General features: G+C 52.8%; 14 protein-coding genes. 11 read left to right on the forward strand and 3 right to left on the reverse strand.

What is annotated here, in order from left to right:
- Positions 1 to 16: 16 nt before the first annotated feature.
- The 4 genes from DDT52_RS14120 to DDT52_RS14135 all read left to right on the forward strand — a co-directional run bounded on the left by DDT52_RS14120 (position 17) and on the right by DDT52_RS14135 (position 2,894).
- Positions 17 to 334, forward strand: coding sequence for an ArsR/SmtB family transcription factor (locus DDT52_RS14120; protein WP_136156919.1), 318 nt, complete (start codon positions 17 to 19; stop codon positions 332 to 334).
- 244 nt (positions 335 to 578) lie between these two features.
- The gene (locus DDT52_RS14125; protein ID WP_136156920.1) at positions 579 to 2,123 is read left to right on the forward strand and encodes a carboxylesterase/lipase family protein; all 1,545 of its coding nucleotides are present in this window, start codon (positions 579 to 581) and stop codon (positions 2,121 to 2,123) included.
- 179 nt (positions 2,124 to 2,302) lie between these two features.
- Entirely contained in the window at positions 2,303 to 2,536 is a 234-nt protein-coding gene (locus DDT52_RS14130; protein ID WP_136156921.1) for a type II toxin-antitoxin system Phd/YefM family antitoxin, read from the forward strand.
- 25 nt (positions 2,537 to 2,561) lie between these two features.
- A complete protein-coding gene (locus tag DDT52_RS14135) occupies positions 2,562 to 2,894 on the forward strand; it encodes a type II toxin-antitoxin system RelE/ParE family toxin (RefSeq protein WP_136156922.1) in 333 nt (110 codons plus the stop codon).
- Positions 2,895 to 3,064: 170 nt separating this feature from the next.
- Here DDT52_RS14135 and ygjG read toward each other — a convergent pair whose 3' ends face one another.
- The 3 genes from ygjG to DDT52_RS20960 all read right to left on the reverse strand — a co-directional run bounded on the left by ygjG (position 3,065) and on the right by DDT52_RS20960 (position 6,545).
- On the reverse strand, positions 3,065 to 4,471 hold the full coding sequence (gene ygjG, locus DDT52_RS14140; protein ID WP_210732715.1) for a putrescine aminotransferase: 1,407 nt from the start codon (positions 4,469 to 4,471) through the stop codon (positions 3,065 to 3,067).
- A gap of 373 nt (positions 4,472 to 4,844) precedes the next feature.
- Entirely contained in the window at positions 4,845 to 6,269 is a 1,425-nt protein-coding gene (gene patD, locus DDT52_RS14145; protein ID WP_136156924.1) for an aminobutyraldehyde dehydrogenase, read from the reverse strand.
- Between the two features lie 117 nt (positions 6,270 to 6,386).
- The gene (locus DDT52_RS20960; RefSeq protein WP_168709785.1) at positions 6,387 to 6,545 is read right to left on the reverse strand and encodes a hypothetical protein; all 159 of its coding nucleotides are present in this window, start codon (positions 6,543 to 6,545) and stop codon (positions 6,387 to 6,389) included.
- Between the two features lie 287 nt (positions 6,546 to 6,832).
- Here DDT52_RS20960 and DDT52_RS14150 point away from each other — a divergent pair, with 287 nt between their 5' ends.
- The 7 genes from DDT52_RS14150 to DDT52_RS14180 all read left to right on the forward strand — a co-directional run bounded on the left by DDT52_RS14150 (position 6,833) and on the right by DDT52_RS14180 (position 16,911).
- Positions 6,833 to 7,342 (forward strand): RNA polymerase sigma factor, encoded by a 510-nt coding sequence (locus DDT52_RS14150; protein ID WP_136156925.1) that lies wholly within the window; start codon positions 6,833 to 6,835, stop codon positions 7,340 to 7,342.
- Between the two features lie 81 nt (positions 7,343 to 7,423).
- Complete coding sequence (locus DDT52_RS14155) at positions 7,424 to 8,359, forward strand: FecR family protein (RefSeq protein WP_136156926.1); 936 nt, start codon at positions 7,424 to 7,426, stop codon at positions 8,357 to 8,359.
- A gap of 298 nt (positions 8,360 to 8,657) precedes the next feature.
- On the forward strand, positions 8,658 to 11,342 hold the full coding sequence (locus DDT52_RS14160; RefSeq protein WP_136156927.1) for a TonB-dependent receptor: 2,685 nt from the start codon (positions 8,658 to 8,660) through the stop codon (positions 11,340 to 11,342).
- A 118-nt stretch (positions 11,343 to 11,460) separates the two neighbouring features.
- Entirely contained in the window at positions 11,461 to 12,081 is a 621-nt protein-coding gene (locus DDT52_RS14165; RefSeq protein WP_136156928.1) for a heme acquisition protein HasA, read from the forward strand.
- A gap of 167 nt (positions 12,082 to 12,248) precedes the next feature.
- On the forward strand, positions 12,249 to 14,090 hold the full coding sequence (locus DDT52_RS14170) for a type I secretion system permease/ATPase (RefSeq protein ID WP_136156929.1): 1,842 nt from the start codon (positions 12,249 to 12,251) through the stop codon (positions 14,088 to 14,090).
- A 107-nt stretch (positions 14,091 to 14,197) separates the two neighbouring features.
- Positions 14,198 to 15,556: an HlyD family type I secretion periplasmic adaptor subunit gene (locus DDT52_RS14175; protein ID WP_136156930.1), complete on the forward strand. Its 1,359-nt coding sequence runs from the start codon at positions 14,198 to 14,200 to the stop codon at positions 15,554 to 15,556.
- 2 nt (positions 15,557 to 15,558) lie between these two features.
- Positions 15,559 to 16,911, forward strand: a complete 1,353-nt coding sequence (locus DDT52_RS14180; protein WP_136156931.1) for a TolC family outer membrane protein — start codon at positions 15,559 to 15,561, stop codon at positions 16,909 to 16,911.
- Positions 16,912 to 17,474 lie beyond the last annotated feature (563 nt).

The following is a 17,474-nucleotide window of genomic DNA, read 5'->3' on the forward strand; positions in this document are numbered from 1 at the left end:
ACCAGACAGGACCGCTATGATCGCCAACCACCCCGAACGTGAGCAGATTCGTCTGGAAAACGTGCTATTTGCGCTGGGTAACCCCCTGCGGCTGGAGGTGGTAAGAGTGCTGTCCCAGGGGGGAGAACAAGCCTGCGGCACCCTGCTTCAGGGGCTGGCTAAATCCACCATGACGCATCACTGGCGAGTGCTCCGAGACAGCGGCGTGATCTGGCAGCGCCCGAACGGACGCGAAAACCTGCTTTCCCTGCGACGTGAAGACCTTGATGCCCGCTTCCCCGGGCTGCTGGATACCCTGCTGGCGGCGATGGCCCGCGATGACCCCACCAGATGAAACCGGTTTTGATTGTTATCACATTTATCTTCCCGGAAGGTTGCCATATCAAATTAAACACCTTATAAGCAGGCATACAGGGCGTGACTGATCGATAAAAGGCGAACCTGCCATGCATGGTATTACTACCGTGCATGGCAGGTTTTTTTTATGGTGGACTTCGTGCCCGCCACCCTACGGGCCGTCGCAGGCGACGTTGAAAATCGCTCCCGACGATTTTTTATGGCATCAAAGGAATAATCACATGAATAAAACGCTAACCGCCAGCCTGTTATTATTAATGGCTGCCGCCAGCCAATCCGCATTGGCGAACGTACCTCAGGTTACACTGGACAGCGGTCGTATTGCGGGAACATCAGCACAAGGCGTGGATGCCTTCAAAGGCATTCCCTTTGCGGCGCCACCGATCGGCGATCTGCGCTGGCAGCCGCCACAGCCGGTAAAAAGCTGGACGGATATCCGCCCGGCCGTGGCATACGGCAAAGATTGCATGCAGGAGCCGTTCCCCGGTGATGCCGCGCCACTTGGGGTTGGCTTCAGCGAAGACTGTCTGAGCATCAACGTATGGCGGCCGGCGAACGTTAAAGGACCTCTACCCGTGATGGTGTGGATCTACGGCGGCGGTTTCGTCAACGGCGGTTCATCACCCGATGTTTACTCAGGCCAGGAATTTGCCCGTCAGGATATCGTATTTGTCAGCTTCAACTATCGCGTCGGCCGTTTTGGTTTTTTTGCCCACCCGGCGCTGGCTAACCAACCGCTACGCGGCAACTATGCATTAATGGACCAAATCGCCGCCCTGAAATGGGTACAGAAAAACATCCCGGCGTTTAATGGCGATCCACAGAACGTCACACTATTTGGCGAATCCGCGGGCGGTTTCGCGGTCGGCTCCCTGCTTACGACCGATCTAGCCAAAGGGTTATTCCAAAAGGCCATTATTGAGTCGGGCTCCGGCAGACACAACATGGTGCCGCAACAGCACTGGCAAAAAGCCGAACAGGCCGGTATTGCCTTTGCTAAAGCAAATGGCATCAGCGGTAACGATGAAAAAGCATTGGCAGCACTGCGCCGGATCCCGGCCGAGCGCGTGGTCAACGGCCTGAATATGGCGACAATGATGTCTGCGGATTACTCCGGTCCGATGATAGACGGCAAACTGATTACCGGAGAACCACAGGACCTTTATCGTCAGCGAGCCTTCCAGCACGTGCCGCTGATGATTGGCGCCACTGATGCCGATATCGGTTTTCCCCCGGAAGTCGCCACGTTGGATGAGGCCGTCGCCGTCTTTGCCGATAACGATCGCCAAAAAGCCATTCAGGCTTATCACGGCATGTCGCCTCAGGCGGTAGCCACCGCGATTTCAAGCGATAGCTTTATGGTGGAACCTGCCCGGTTCGTCGCCCGCATCTGGGAAAAAGCATCGCTACCCGTCTGGCAATTCCGTTTTGGTTATGTTGCCGAAAGTATGCGCACGCAATGGCCTGCCGCCGTGCATGCCAGCGAAATTCCCTATGTGTTTAATACGCTTGCGGCGCGCTATGGCGAAAACATCACGCCACAGGATCAGGCTGTCGCGCAGCAAACACATCAGTATTGGGTGAACTTTGCCCGTACCGGCAATCCCAATGCCGTAGGACTACCCGCCTGGAATGCGTATAACAGCCAGCAAGACAACATTCTGATGATTCCAGCGACGGGCGCAGAACACACCAAAGAGCTCGCCGATCCATGGAAGGCGCGTCTTGATCTGATCGAGACATTGGCGGAAGGCAGCGCACATTAGCGCTATCAAGTCAGCGTTGTTTCCGCAATCGCCCGCCGTAAAAAAAGCCAATCAGTTTTATCTGACTGGCTTTCGCTATTACCAGCAGATAGCATATTGAAAACAGATTAAATAGAGACTAAATTCAGACCATATAATCTCTATTTCGAACCAAATGCACTAATACGGGGATAGCAAGCATGAAGGTAGAAACCATTAGTTTTGTCAAAAAACATGCCGCTGCACTTGATCTGTCTGAACCGATCATGGTTACGCAGAATGGTGTTCCTGCTTATGTGATTGAATCATACGAAGCGCGGAAACAGCGGGATGATGCCATTGCGTTACTCAAACTTCTCACCCTTTCCGAAAAGGATAAAAAACAGGGGAAGGTTTACTCGCGTGACCAATTACTCGCAGATATAGATAAATAACACGACGGAAATTGGAGAGATTCAAATGGCCAGGGACGTTAACATTGAGTACACGGAAACAGCGAAAAGTACCCTGAGCGACATCGCTTATTACCTTCAGAAAGTCGATGTCAAACCACTACCTGTCATTGAAAAAATTATCAACGAATTCGAAGCAAAGGTGTCCACTTTCCCGAACGGGTGTCAGATTGTTCCTGAGCTCTTGAAAATTGGCTGCGATAAATACCGTGAATGCAATACCAGCAACGGCTATCGCGTCATTTATTCAACCGAACAATCCTTGATAACCACTCATGTGATTCTGTCTCAAAAACAGGATATCCAGCAGACCCTGTTTAAGCGTCTGATCGAAATCTAGCGGTTGAACGCCGAAACTCTCGCACCGCAATCGCCGGGAGCGATTTTCAACGTCGCCTGCGACGGCCCGAAGAATGGCGGGTAGGGACGTCATAAAAAAAGCCAATCAGTTTTATCTGACTGGCTTTCGGTGTGACAGCAATTTTATGCTGCATGTCTGTCGCGTGCTTTTCACTCTACCGCATATTCCTTCATTTTATTTTCGTCAGGCATCATGCCTCTGAGCTTTTTTAGTACCTCACCGGCTTCCTTCAGCACGCGGGCGCACTGAGCCCGGGTGATGGTTAGCGGTGGCTCAATCCTGACTGATTTCGCATTATTCAGCGTTCCCGCGACCAGTACGTTACGTTGGAAAAGTTCTTTCGCAAACGCATAACCGATCTCGTTTTTACTGAACTCGACGGCCTGCAATAAGCCCATGCCGCGAGTCTCGACAATCAACTCGGGATAGTCAGCCGCAAGTTGCCTTAACCCTTTTAATAAAAACGCGCCCTGTGCCGCCGCCTGATCCGGCAGTTTTTCGCTCAGCAAAACGTTGATAGTCGCCAGTCCAGCGGCACAAGCCAACGGGTTGCCACCAAACGTCGTGGTGTGCAGGAACGGGTTTTCAAACAGCACGGAAAAGACCTCTTCCGTTGCCACCGTGGCGCCAATCGGCATCACGCCGCCACCCAATGCCTTGGCCAGACACAGGATATCAGGCTGAACCCCGTAGTGTTCACAGGCAAACATTTTACCCGTGCGCCCCATTCCGGTTTGTACTTCATCCAGAATCAGCAATGCCCCAACCTCATCGCATAACGCTCTGACCGCAGGCAAGTAATTATCCGGTGGCACTATCACACCGCCTTCCCCCTGAATAGGTTCAAGGATAATGGCGGCCACATCGTCTCCGGTCTTCTGGCATTGATGAACCTGCTTCCGCATGGCGCTGATATCGCCAAAGGGAACATGGTGAAAACCAGGCAGTAACGGCATGAAAGGACGACGAAACGCGGACTTGGCCGTGGCAGATAACGCCCCTAATGACTTACCGTGAAATGCGCCCGTTGCGGCAATAAAAGTGTATTTACCATGCGGGGACTGATAAGCCTTGGCCAGCTTCAGCGCCGCCTCAACCGATTCCGTTCCGCTATTGCTAAAGAAGCTGTATTTCAGATTACCCGGCGTTAACGCCGCCAGCGTTTTTGCCAGCAGGGCGCGTAACGGGTCAAGCAATTCCTGACTGTGCAGGGGCTGCTTGGCGAGTTGCTGTTCCACTGCCGCAATAACTTTGGGGTTGCGATGCCCAACGTTGAAAATACCGTAACCGCCGAGGCAGTCGAGATATTCATTTCCCTGGGTATCAACTAATGTATTCGGGCCACTTGCGCGCCATTCGACCGCGCCGTAATCGCCTCCTGTGGTGACAGATTTTCTGTACTCCAGAAAACCCGGATTGACGTATTCACGAAAACAACTCAAAACTTCCCGGTTCAATGAGGCCATCTCATCGTGGGTTAATGTGTCACTGTTAATCCAATCTAGCGCCTGCTGAGTACACTCTAGCGGGTTGAGGTGTGCGTGTAATCTGGACAAAATAGACTCCTTGCTAACGGATATCACGCGATATCAACTTAATTAATGCACATAACACGCCAGCCGCCTGCTAAAAAAGCGAATTAAATATTAAAATCTGACATAACCAATAAAACTGAAATAAAAATTAAAATACATCTTTACATTTGGAATTAAAATCCAATGATTCCGGTTAAATCGGGGTGAAAAGAGAGGCATAAGGAAAAGACGCACCTTAATTGCGCGCGTTGCATTATTTTGGTGCAAATCAACTATTGGGAATAAATACAACGCGATAACGTCACAACAGACGCGGTATTGGCTTCTTTCGGCGTAAGAAATGGTCCAGCGGTGAAGTATGACCGGCATGAAATGCCGGTCAAGCCAGGTGGGGTTAATGCTTAATCATGATATGCCGCACGACGGTGTAGTCCTCCAGTCCATACATCGACATATCTTTCCCATAGCCGGACAGTTTCTGTCCGCCATGCGGCATTTCGCTGACCAGCATAAAGTGCGTGTTAACCCAGGTGCAGCCGTATTGCAGACACGCCGCAAGACGATGAGCCCGGCCGATATCCCGCGTCCAGACGGATGACGCTAATCCGTAATTCGAGGCATTGGCCCAGCCCACCACCTGCGCTTCATCATCAAATGACGTAATGGAAATCACCGGTCCGAACACTTCTTTCTGCACGATCTCATCTTCCTGCCGCGCGCCAGCCAGAACCGTCGGCTGGAAGTAATACCCCGCCCCTTTTACACGCTCTCCGCCGGTGACTACCGTAATATGAGGCAATGCCTTGGCTCGTTCGACAAATCCCGCCACCCTTTCCAACTGTTGTGCGGTAATCAACGGGCCAAGCTCGGTTGCTTCATCCTGCGGATCGCCCATATTCAACGTGGCAATCGCTTTACCCAGAGCATCGACCACATCGTCATAAATGGCGCGATGTACATACAAACGACAGGCCGCGGTACAGTCCTGTCCGGCATTGTAGAAACCAAAACTCCGGATACCCTCGACCACCTGATCGATATCCGCATCATCAAATACAATCACCGGGGCTTTGCCCCCTAACTCCATATGCGTACGTTTTACACTGGCGGCCGTATGGGAAAGAATGTGTGCCCCCGTTGCAATCGAACCGGTCAGCGATACCATGCGCACCCGCTCATGACCGGTCAGCGCATCACCGATATCCGCGCCGCGTCCGAACAGAATATTGACCACTCCGGCAGGCAGAATATCCGCCAGCAGGTGTGCTAAATGAAAAGTAGTCAGCGGGGTTTGTTCCGCTGGTTTCAGCACCACGCAGTTCCCCGCCGCCAATGCCGGAGCCAGTTTCCATGACGCCATCATCAGCGGGTAGTTCCACGGTGCGATAGAGGCCACCACGCCAACCGGATCGCGCCGAATCATTGACGTATGTCCTTCCAGATATTCTCCTGCCGCCGATCCCGTCAGACAGCGCGCCGCACCGGCAAAAAAGCGAAACACATCCGCCACCGCCGGGATCTCATCATTCAGCACCGCATGATAAGGCTTACCGCAGTTGAGCGATTCAAGACGGGCAAATTCCTCGGCATGAGCTTCGATGGCATCGGCAATTTGCAGCAACAAGATAGCGCGCGTTTTAGGCGTGGTCTGTCCCCACTGAACAAACGCCGTATCCGCCGCGTTTACCGCTGCATCAACCTGGTGCAGATCGGCCTGGGCAATCGAGGCAATTTCCTCGCCATTGGCCGGATTAAAAATCGCCAGCGCGTCACCCTGACCCGCAACCAGCTTCCCCTCTATAAGCAATTTGTCATGCATAACGCTTTCCTTATGAACAGAAAATCACTGGATTTCTCACGTATACCACGCTCTCCACACGCTCTCTGCCTGCAAGATATCTGCCACTTTGCAGAATTGACCGGCGCCTCTCTCGTCCTATGGCGTCTTTTCTGGCTTATTTTGCGTTTGTGTCGCGGCTTCCCGCGCTTCTTCCGCCAGGGTCTCAATCTCCTCGTCGGTCAGTTGTTCGGACGCTTCATGCACTTTGGCAAGTCCTTCGCTGACGGTCACGTCTTTCGGATCCTGTGTGGTCATTACCTTTCCTCAGCAGCAAAATAGTAAACATGCAAAGATAAGTGTAGTCGAAGGGGAAATTCCGCCAATCTGAAGAAGATTTAACTCTTCTTTCTGCTGGTTCATATGTGATAATAATTATCAATTACATCATATTTTTATTACTCAGGGCCTTATCCGGTCGATTTCAACGTGCAGCACTGCGGCAAGCGAACCGATCCCATACGTTCAGATAACGCCGTGATGATGGAGAAAGGAGAGCCGTTGCACCTGAGAGGATGGGATAAGTCACCTGACGGGACGTTGGGATGTCAGAGTCTGAACTCAGAATACTTTTCAACCATTATGCTCAACGGTTAGAACGGTATCTTAATCATAAACTGCGCGACCCCCAGACTGCGGCGGATTTGGTGCAGGAGAGTTTTCTGCGTCTGGCACAACGGCTGGAGCAGCATAATGATGTGGAGGATAAGAAAGCCTACCTCTATAAAACGGCCAATAACCTATTGCTCGACCACATTCGCCATCAGCAACGCTGGCAAATGGCGTCATCCGCTGAAGATGCCGATGCGCCGCTGGACGATCTGCCGGACATCACGCCGCATCTCGATCAGGCGGTAATCTCTCAGCAGGAACTGGAACGGCTGGCTGTCGTTTTATCTACGTTGCCTGAACGTTCCCAGCAGATATTCCGTCTACATCGGCTGGAACAGATGACGCAGGTGCAGATTGCCCGACAGTTGGACATTTCGCTCAGCACTGTCGAAAAACATCTAGCCAACGCCTTGAATGCCATGATAAATATCCGTTTAACCTGAAAATAATCACAAATTATTTACGGGTTTATGACTACCAGACGTCTACATACTTAGAGACCATATTAAAATCAGGCCTACCAGATGAAAGATTATCCCCCTGAAATTAGGCAACAGGCAGCATTATGGGCCATACGTCTGGCAGAAGCCCCACTGGAAGACGAGCAGGAACAGGCATTTCAGCACTGGCTACAGCAGGATCCCCGCCATACGTTGGCCCTGCAACAAGCCGGGACGCTTTGGCAAGAATTGGGTTCGCTCAGTACAGAGCAAAAACAGGCGCTTCAGCCGCGGGTGACGCCGATAAAACGCTTCGCCCACTGGCGGATCGCGGCGCTATTGCTGTTGGGATTGAGCGTCGGTACGGCATGGTTTTCCGATGGATTTTTAATGCTGCGGGCAGATTATCGCGCTGAAAATCAGGTTCGCAGCGTCACGCTGCCTGATGGCAGCCAGGTCGAGATGGATGCGGGCAGCGCTATTGCCATCGCCTACAACCAGCACGAACGGCGGATAAAGCTGCTGCAAGGCAATGCTTGGTTCACGGCGGCGCCGGTTAATACATTGGAGCCGCGTCCCTTTCTGGTTGATGCGGCGTCAGGCACCACGCAGGCACTCGGCACCCAGTTCATTATTCAGAACACCCCGCAGGTGACCACCGTTGGCGTGATTGAACACAGCGTTCAGGTGACGGCGAACGGACAAACGTTGCGCCTTGATGAACAGCAGGCGGCGCGCTACACCCCACACGGCGTAACGCGTGACCCCGACTGGAATAGCCGCGACAGCAGCGACTGGAAGCGCGGCCAGCTGGTATTCAATCAGCAGCCGCTGTCCGATGTGGTCGATCGCATCAATCGCTATCATACCGGAACGGTGATCGTTTCCGGCACGGCGTTGCGCCAAAGCCAGGTCAGCGGCATCTTTTCGCTGAACGAATTGGATAGCGCGCTAAAAACCATTACCGCCGAACTGGGCGCTAAAACCGTCACGCTTCCCGGCGTTACCATCTTGTACTAACCCTTCCCACACCTCTCCGCCACTCCTGTGGTTTTTGTCAGGCGTGGTCAGCTCTGAAAAATAGCCAGAAGATACGGGAAACCTGCCATAAAAGTCGCTGGAAAATTTTCACTGCTGTCACGCGACACCCCGCCGTGGCAAAAAAAATTTAAAGATTTTTTTACGGGTTCTGCAATCTCAGCCGTCTTCATATTTAGGTAATGATTTTTATTATCATTTTCATTAAGAAACAAAGGGACATATATCCATCTGTTTCTTAACGCTTATCGATAATCTCATTGACGGCAGAACAGGCAAAATGGACAAAATATTACAATACCAACCCATCCGTTTATTCCCGGCTAGTAAACTTTCCCTTGCCATTGGCATCGCGCTTTCGTTGCTCAGCCCACAGCTAAAAGCACAGGCCGAACCCCCTATCGCACCGGAGCATCAGGCACCATCCGGCCGGACCGCGGCGTTTTCCATCAGCGCACAGCCACTGCACACGGCCTTACTGCGTTTTGCTGAACAGGCTGGCCTGCAAGTGTTTTTTGCCGATGTAAAGCTGGAGAACATGCAGGGCAACCCGCTCCAGGGACGTTTTACGCCAGAACAAGGACTACGCCAGTTAATTGGCAACAATCCCGTTGATTTCCAGATCAGCGCAGTCGGCGTCATTACGTTACATCCCCGCGCGACCCATGTAGACCGTGTCAAAGTCGATGACACGATGGTGGTGCGGGCGCTGAGCGTCGCCAACCCCGGAGACTGGATCTACGAACAACCCCGGGCCATCAGCGTGATTTCACGCGAACAGATGGATAACCGCCCGGCCCGCCACGCCGCCGATATGCTGGAACAGTCCGCCGGGGTCTACTCCAGCGTCAGCCAGCAGGACCCCGCATTATCGGTGAATATTCGCGGTATTCAGGACTTCGGCCGCGTGAATATGAATATCGACGGGATGCGGCAGAACTTCCAGAAAACGGGTTATGGCCAGCGTAACGGACAAATGTATATCGATTCCGAACTACTCTCCGGCGTCACGGTTGAAAAAGGCGCAACGAACAGCATGGGGAGCGCCGGGACGCTGGGGGGTGTGGCAACATTTAATACCGCTAACGCCAGCGATTTTCTGGCGCCGGGTAAAGAGTTAGGCGGCAAACTGCACGCCAGTACCGGCGATAACGGCACTCACTTTATTGGCAGCGGTATTCTCGCGCTGGGCAATGAATCGGGGGATATTCTGGTCGGGGCCAGCGAACGCCATCTGGGTGATTACTGGCCGGGTAACGATGGCAACCTCGGAAATATTCGGATCCCCGGCAGTTCAAACAATTACGACACATGGTCAGAGAATCTGAAACACCAGAAAGTCACCAACGCGGCATATACCATGCGATCGCGACTGGCCAAAATTGGTTGGAATTTGCCGGCAAACCAGAGGATCCAGTTCAGTTATATGCAAACGCAGACCTCGACCGAAAACACCGGTACGTTGTCCGATCTCTCTGACTCTGAGCTGGGATGGAAAGCCAGCGGTCAGAGCGAAATCATGGCTCGTAATGCGGCGCTGGACTATAGCCTGAATCCAGACAACCAAAACTGGCTGGATTTTAAAACCAAGATCTATTACGCCGATACCGACAACGATACCTATAACTACGCGACGTCTGCCAATAGTGCTTATAGCGAACGCACCCGGCTACGAACCTACGGCTTACAGGCACAAAACACATCAAAGCTCTGGTTTAGTGGCGCACATGACCTGAGCGCCGATTACGGGCTGGAACTCTATTACGACAAAATAACAACAGACAGTAATAGCAGTAGCGCAAGCAGCGCCACTCCCGCAGGTAATCGCACCATGGCAAGCCTGTTTGCTAATCTGAATTATGCTTATGACGACTGGCTTACCCTGCATGGCGGGATGCGCTACGATCGTTATCGGCTACGCGGCACTGCCAGTCTCAGTTATCGAGAGATTGCCTATACCGTCGATGCCCCCTGCACCGAACGGTCAATTGCGCTTTGCTCGCCGCTAACTAACGAGGTTACGCAGAACTGGGACGTCGATGACGAACACGGCAAGATATCGCCCACGCTGTTTGCCGGGGTAAAACCAGGCGTTGACTGGCTGCAACTGTACACCAGCTACGGACTGTCATGGCGTCCGCCTTCAGTCAGTGAAACCTTTGCTAACGGCACCTACAGCGCGGGTAATTATTATCTTTATCCAAACCCCAACTTAAAGCCAGAGCGTTCCCGCGCGTGGGAAATCGGTTTCAATATCCAACATCCGGATCTGTTGCTTGAGGGCGACCGGATCGTCGCCAAGATGTCCTATTTCGATACCAAGATCAGCAACTACATCAGTCTGAATGGGGCCAGAAATAAACCGGGTTATAACGGCTATTCCCTCAGCAACGCCGTGTTCCAGAACAATCTGGCCAAAAGCCGCTTCCGCGGTCTGGAATATCAGCTGAATTACGATGCCGGCTTCCTCTATGTTGATGCCACCTACACGCACATGATCGGTAACAATGATTTCTGCGCGCCCGTCGCCTGGTTAGGCGGCGTGACCACAGTCGGCGGCTCCAGAGGTAATTATTACTCAACGCCCGTGGATACCTCCGCCAGCGATTTCTACTGTCAGAAAACGCTCTTGTTCAGCAACGCGGCTTACCTGCCGGGGGATCGCGGTTCAGTGACGCTGGGCGCCCGCGCTTTCGATCGCAAACTGGATATGGGGATCACCATGCGTTTCGCTCCCGGCTATCAGGATGCGACAGCGCCCAGCAACTCGGCCTATTTAGCTGACTGGCCTAAATATCGGGTATATGACCTGTATGCCAGCTACCAACTGACTGACAGTCTGACCTTACGAGGTTCAGTAGAGAATATTGCCAATCGCGCCTATATCGTGAGCTACGGTGAATCGCTGGGATATACCCCAAGCAGGGGAAGAACCGTGCAGGCAGGGGTGGAATACCGATTCTGATTTCACTGTCATCTTTCTCAGATGACAGGAAAGCAAGGGCGGTGGTTATCAACCGACGCCCTTCGCGGCATACACGGATTGCCGTGTATATCAATCGTTAGTTAATGAGGAGTCTGTTATGAGTTTTGCAATTACCTACGATAGCTACTATGCCGATTACAGCATTACCGATTACCTGACTGAATGGTCAGCTGCATTTGGCGATGTTAATCATACGGCAGGCAATACCGAGGTCGGAGGAAACAATACCGGCGGCTTCTACGGTGGCGACACATTTATAGACGGAACTCAATATGGTATTACGAGTACGCAAAATGAGTTTTCTGCGCTCATTGCTGAAGGCGATCTGACCTATACCCTCTTCTCCGCCCCCGCCCATACTTTGTATGGCGATCTTGACAGCCTGACATTCGGTAATGTCCTGCAAGGTGGTACCACGGCTGGAACCGCCTATTATCTTGCTGAACCGGAAGTCACCTTTAGTGGACTGGATCTCTCAACTGACGTTGCCAATTTGACTGTTGATAACCGCGGCGTCGTACATGACGTGGTCTACGGTCTGATGAGCGGCAATGTTCAGCCGCTGCTGGACGTGCTGAGCAACGCCGGTATCGATATTAACGCCAGCCTGGATAGCCTGAGCTTCGCGACGGCAACATCTGATTCGGTGATTACCACGGATGCAACCGTCGACGTTGTCGGCGTAGCCGATACCGCCGACATCCTGTTGGCCGCATAAAAAAACGGCTAAGAGTCTCACCTTTTAGCCGTTTGAGAGAATACCGCTGCGGTACAGAGAGAACGAATGCCGCAGCGGTTATCCGAGTGTAATGACTACCGGGAAGCCTCGTCAATAGCGGTACGGCTAACGGCAAGGCTTCCATTATATTGAGGAAGGACTATCCCATGCCCGTATCCCGTTCGGCCTCATCAGGCAGGGAAATTATCGACGCGCTGGCAACGTACCGTCAGGGATTCTGGGGGATTGGTCTGTTCAGCGCCGTCATTAATCTGCTGATGCTGGTTCCCGCCATTTATATGTTGCAGGTTTACGATCGCGTTCTGCCTTCCGGCAATACGATGACATTGGCAATGCTCACGGTCATTACGCTGGGACTGTTCTTATTGATGGGATTACTGGAATGGATACGCAGCGCCGTCGTGATCAGCCTCGGTACGCAAATGGACATGCAGCTCAATCAGCGTATCTACAATGCCGCGTTTGAAAACAACCTGAAAAGTGGTTCGGCCCGAGCCGGACAGGCATTGAACGATCTCACCACATTACGCCAATTCGCCACCGGCAATGCCCTGTTCGCCTTTTTTGATGCGCCGTGGTTCCCGATTTATCTGCTGGTGATTTTCCTGTTGCATCCGTGGCTGGGGATAATGGCGCTCAGCGGCGCCATCATACTGATTCTACTGGCGTGGCTGAACCAGCGGTTGACGCGCGAACCCCTGGCGCAGGCGGCAAAAATTACCGTTCAGGCCACGCAGCAGGCCAATGCGAATCTGCGCAATGCCGACGCTATCGAAGCCATGGGGATGCTGGGCACCATGCGTCAACGCTGGCTGACGCAGCATCGCCAGTTTCTGCATTACCAAAATGTGGCCAGCGAAAAAAGCGCCAATATCACCTCACTGGCCAAAAGCACCCGTCTGGCGCTTCAATCGCTGATGCTGGGACTGGGCGCACTGCTGGCCGTTAACGGCGAGATCACCCCCGGCATGATGATCGCGGGTTCAATTTTGGTCGGTCGGGTACTGAACCCCATCGATCAGATCATTGCCGTCTGGAAACAGTGGATGCAGGCGCGGCTTGCCTGGCAGCGTCTGAATGAACTGTTGGATCAAAACCCGGTGCGGGTCGCCGGTATGGCTTTACCGGCGCCCCAGGGGAAGTTACAGGTGGAGCAACTGAGCGCCGGCCTGCCGCATTCCCGTACGCCGATACTGGCTAACCTGACGTTTGAGCTCTCTCCGGGCGATGTACTGGGGATTCTGGGTCATTCCGGATCGGGAAAATCCACCCTGGCCCGGCTATTAGTCGCCGCGCTCCCGCCGCTGAGCGGCAAAGTCCGGCTGGATGGCGCAGATATTCATCAGTGGGATAAAGAACATCTGGGTCGTTTCGTCGGCTATCTGCCACAGGATGTCCAGTTGTTCAGCGGCACCATCGCCGAGAATATTGCCCGCTTCAATCAACCCGACGCTGAAAAAATCGTGGCGGCCGCCATGACCGCAGGCGTACACGAGATGATTTTGCGTTTACCGCAAGGCTACGATACGCAACTGGGTGAAGGCGGCGCCGGCCTTTCCGGTGGACAAAAACAGCGCGTCGCGCTGGCGCGGGCCATTTACGATCGCCCCAGGCTGATCGTGCTGGATGAACCCAACGCCAGCCTGGATGAAGACGGAGAAAAGGCGCTATTGGCCTCTATCGCGGCGCAACAGCAAGCGCTGAGTACACAGATCCTGATCACCCATAAACCCAGTTTGCTCTCCTGCGCCAACAAACTGTTAGTGCTGCGGGCGGGCCAAATCCAGTATTTCGGCGAGACGCATCAGGTATTGAAAGAACTACAGCGCGCCCAGACAACCAAACCGTCAGCCGCCGCGGCCCGGCCGGCGTCCCCGGTTAAAACCGCCGCAGCGGCTAACGCATTCAGCCCATCCCTACCCGGTTCATCCGGGTTAAGTATGGTTTACAACGCGTCAGGCCCGCGTAAAGCCGTGCCGGATAAATAACGAGAATTGCCTCATCCAATGCAGAAAAGATTACTCAGGAATTTGTACGCCAGGGATTGGCTTATTATCCGGTGGTCCAACGACCTTGCTTGTCAACGAGGATGGATATGTCTGCCTTACCCGAACTGAAACGTCAGCCGAATACGTCATTCACCGAGGCCACGGAAAGCACGACCGTCATGCCCCTGCATACCGATGCCGGACGCTATTTAAAACGCGGAATACTGCTGGTTCTGCTCGGATTTTGCGGCATGTTGCTTTGGGCCGGGTTGGCTCCGCTGGATAAAGGCGTGGCCGTATCAGGACGCGTTATCGTTGCCGATAACCGGAAAAGCGTACAGCCCGTCAGCGGGGGACGCATCGCGACTCTCGCGGTGCGTGACGGCGAACGGGTGCAGGCCGGCCAGCCGCTCGCGATGCTGGACCAAACCCCGGCACAGGCCCAGCGCGATAACCTGTCGACCCAGCTTCTGGAAGCGCAGGCGAGCGAAGCCCGTTTAAAAGCAGAACGCGATAATCAGGAAACCATCATTTTTCCTGACACACCCGCGCCATACGCGCACATTTCGCAGCAAATTCGGGCATCGCAGCAGCAACTGTTTATTAGTCGCCGGGCCGCGCTGCAACAGGAGCTTGCGGCGATGCAAGCGGCGATGATGGGCGCAAAAGCACAGTCCACCGGCGCACAGGCGTTGCTCAACAGCAACCAAACGCAATATCACATCATCAACGAACAGCTACAGGGATTGCGGCCGCTGGCGCAGGAAGGCTATATCGCCCGTAATCGCCTGCTTGACGTAGAGCGTCAGGCGGCACAGTTGGCGGGCGCCATTGCGCAGGAGCGTAATAACATCGTGCAAATTCAGCAGCAGATCATCGAACTGGAGCAAAAAATACGCCAGCGGCAGAACGAGTATCAAAAGGAAGTCCGTACCCAGCTTGCTGATATCCAGCTTTCGATTCAGGACATCACACATCGGCTGAAATCCGCCGAATATGAATTGCAAAATACGCAAATCCGGGCTCCCGTCAGCGGCACCATTGTCGGGCTGGCGCTGCATACCGAAGGTGGCGTGGTCAGCGCCGGGCAAATGCTGATGGAGATCGTCCCTGACGGACAACCGCTGCTGATTGACGCTCAGTTGCCTATCGAATTGGTAGACAGGATCGCGGAGGGATTGCCGGTAGAATTGCTCTTTTCCGCGTTTAATCAGGCCACGACGCCGCGGATCTCGGGCGTGGTGACGCTAATTGGCGCCGATCAACTGATCGATCAACAAACCGGCATCCCCTATTACGCCCTGCGTATCCGCGTTGATGAACAAGGGAAACAGCAGTTGGCGGGTCTGGATGTTCGTCCCGGCATGCCGGTTGAGGCATTTGTGAAAACGGGGGAACGCTCAATGCTCAACTACCTGTTCAAACCGTTATTCGATCGTCTGCATATCGCCCTGAGCGAGGAATAATCATGCTTTGCTTTTCACGCATCGGTGTGATCCGCCGTTATCGTCTGCTGTTGTGCTTTTTCACACTAAGCTACAGCGCGCCGGGTCAGGCGCTGGGATTAATGGAAGCCTGGCAGCGCGCCTTAACTCACGATCCCGCTTTTCAGGCCGCCATTCATGCGCGCAACGCCGGCATAGAAGAAAAGAATATCGGACGAGCCGGACTGTTGCCTAAAGTCAATTACGACTACAGTCAGTCACGCAATGACTCCACTGTCACCAGCAATAACCTAAAGTCCGAGCGTGACTATAATAGCCATGCTTCCAGCTTTTCCTTGCAGCAACCCCTGCTGGATTACGAGGCCTGGTCACGTTATCAACAGGGAGAAGCCAGCGCCGTACTGGCTGATGAACAACTGCGGGATCAGAGCCAGCAGCTGCTGGTCCGTTTATTTCAGGCCTATAGCAATGTGTTGTTCAGCCGGGAACAGATTACTCTGGTGCAGGCGCAGCAGCGCGCTTACCGGGAACAATATCAGCTTAATCAGCGTTTATATCAGCAAGGCGAAGGCACCCGGACCGACATTCTGGAAACCGAGGCCAGACTGAACCTGACCGATGCCCAACTGATAGAGGCGCAGGATAATCTTGATATCAGCCTGCGCGAACTGGAAACCTTACTGGGCATGCCGATCGCCGCAGAGCAACTCGCTACGCTCACCCCGCGTTTCACGCCACGCCAGCTCCAGCCGGCCAATTATCAACACTGGCAAACACTGGCTCTGCGTCATAATGCGCAATTGCTGGCGCTCACTCAGTCGCTGGCCGTGGCTAAATATGGCATCGAACGCAACCGGGCGGGTCATCTGCCACAGATCACGTTAGTCGCCAGTACACGCAATACCCAATCCGATACGGAAAGCAGCTATAACCAGAAATATGATACGCGCTCGATCGGCATCCGGGTGAGCGTGCCGATTTTCGCCGGAGGGGGCGTTTCCGCCGCCACCCGTCAGGCTCAGGAACGCTATCAGCAGACAGCAAGGGAAAAAGACGAGCAGACCGCCGCCGTTCAGCTCGAACTGCGCCGCCAATTTAATCTGGTGACCAGCAGTCAGGCGAAAATGCGGGCTTATGAATTAGCCGAGCAATCAGCGCTGGCGCTGGTGAATGCCACCCGAAAAAGCGTTCAGGGCGGAGAACGGGTCAACCTTGATGTTCTCAACGCCGAGCAACAGCTTTATGGCGCACGGCGTGACCTCACCGAAGCGCGCTATACCTGGTTAACCGCATGGCTACAGCTCCGCTATTATGCCGGCACGCTGGATGAGCAAACGCTGCATCAGCTCTCCGCCTATTTCACGCATGCCTCTTAGTCGCCTTATCTCATGAGTCACCGGCAAACCCGCGTCTGTACTTGCCTCTGTGGTCGGGAGGGATATCGTTTTTTTGTATTTTCAAATGGAGATGCGATAAAATATATTCTAAAAAATTTTATACAAATATTATTTTAATAACTTTAAACGCTATAAGCCGTCCTAAATAAAACGGTATGCTAAAAATAAAAAACAGCGGGAAATGGCAATTTATGATAAGAAAACGCAGTAAAGATCAATCATTATCCTTACGTTTGGTCAGTATGAGCTCACAATTATTGACATTCATAGCCAAAAGGGATTTAGATTTATCTTATTTTCTAAAAAATCATTAATATCAACAAGATAAAATTAAAATACATCTTATTGAGTAATAAATTCGTGCATAAAATTGAGTTAACGCACTCATAAAGCAACCTAATAGACCAAAACGGAGAACCAACTTACAACAAAAATAGAACAACAATTCAATGAATGAATAATCTATGACACATCCGTTAACCTGACTATTACCGCCTCAAACTCAATTCATATTAAAAAACTAATTTTACAGTTAAAAAACT

Origin of the sequence: Brenneria roseae subsp. roseae, from assembly GCF_003115845.1 — a bacterium.
In the GTDB taxonomy this organism is placed as follows: Bacteria; Pseudomonadota; Gammaproteobacteria; order Enterobacterales; family Enterobacteriaceae; genus Brenneria; species Brenneria roseae.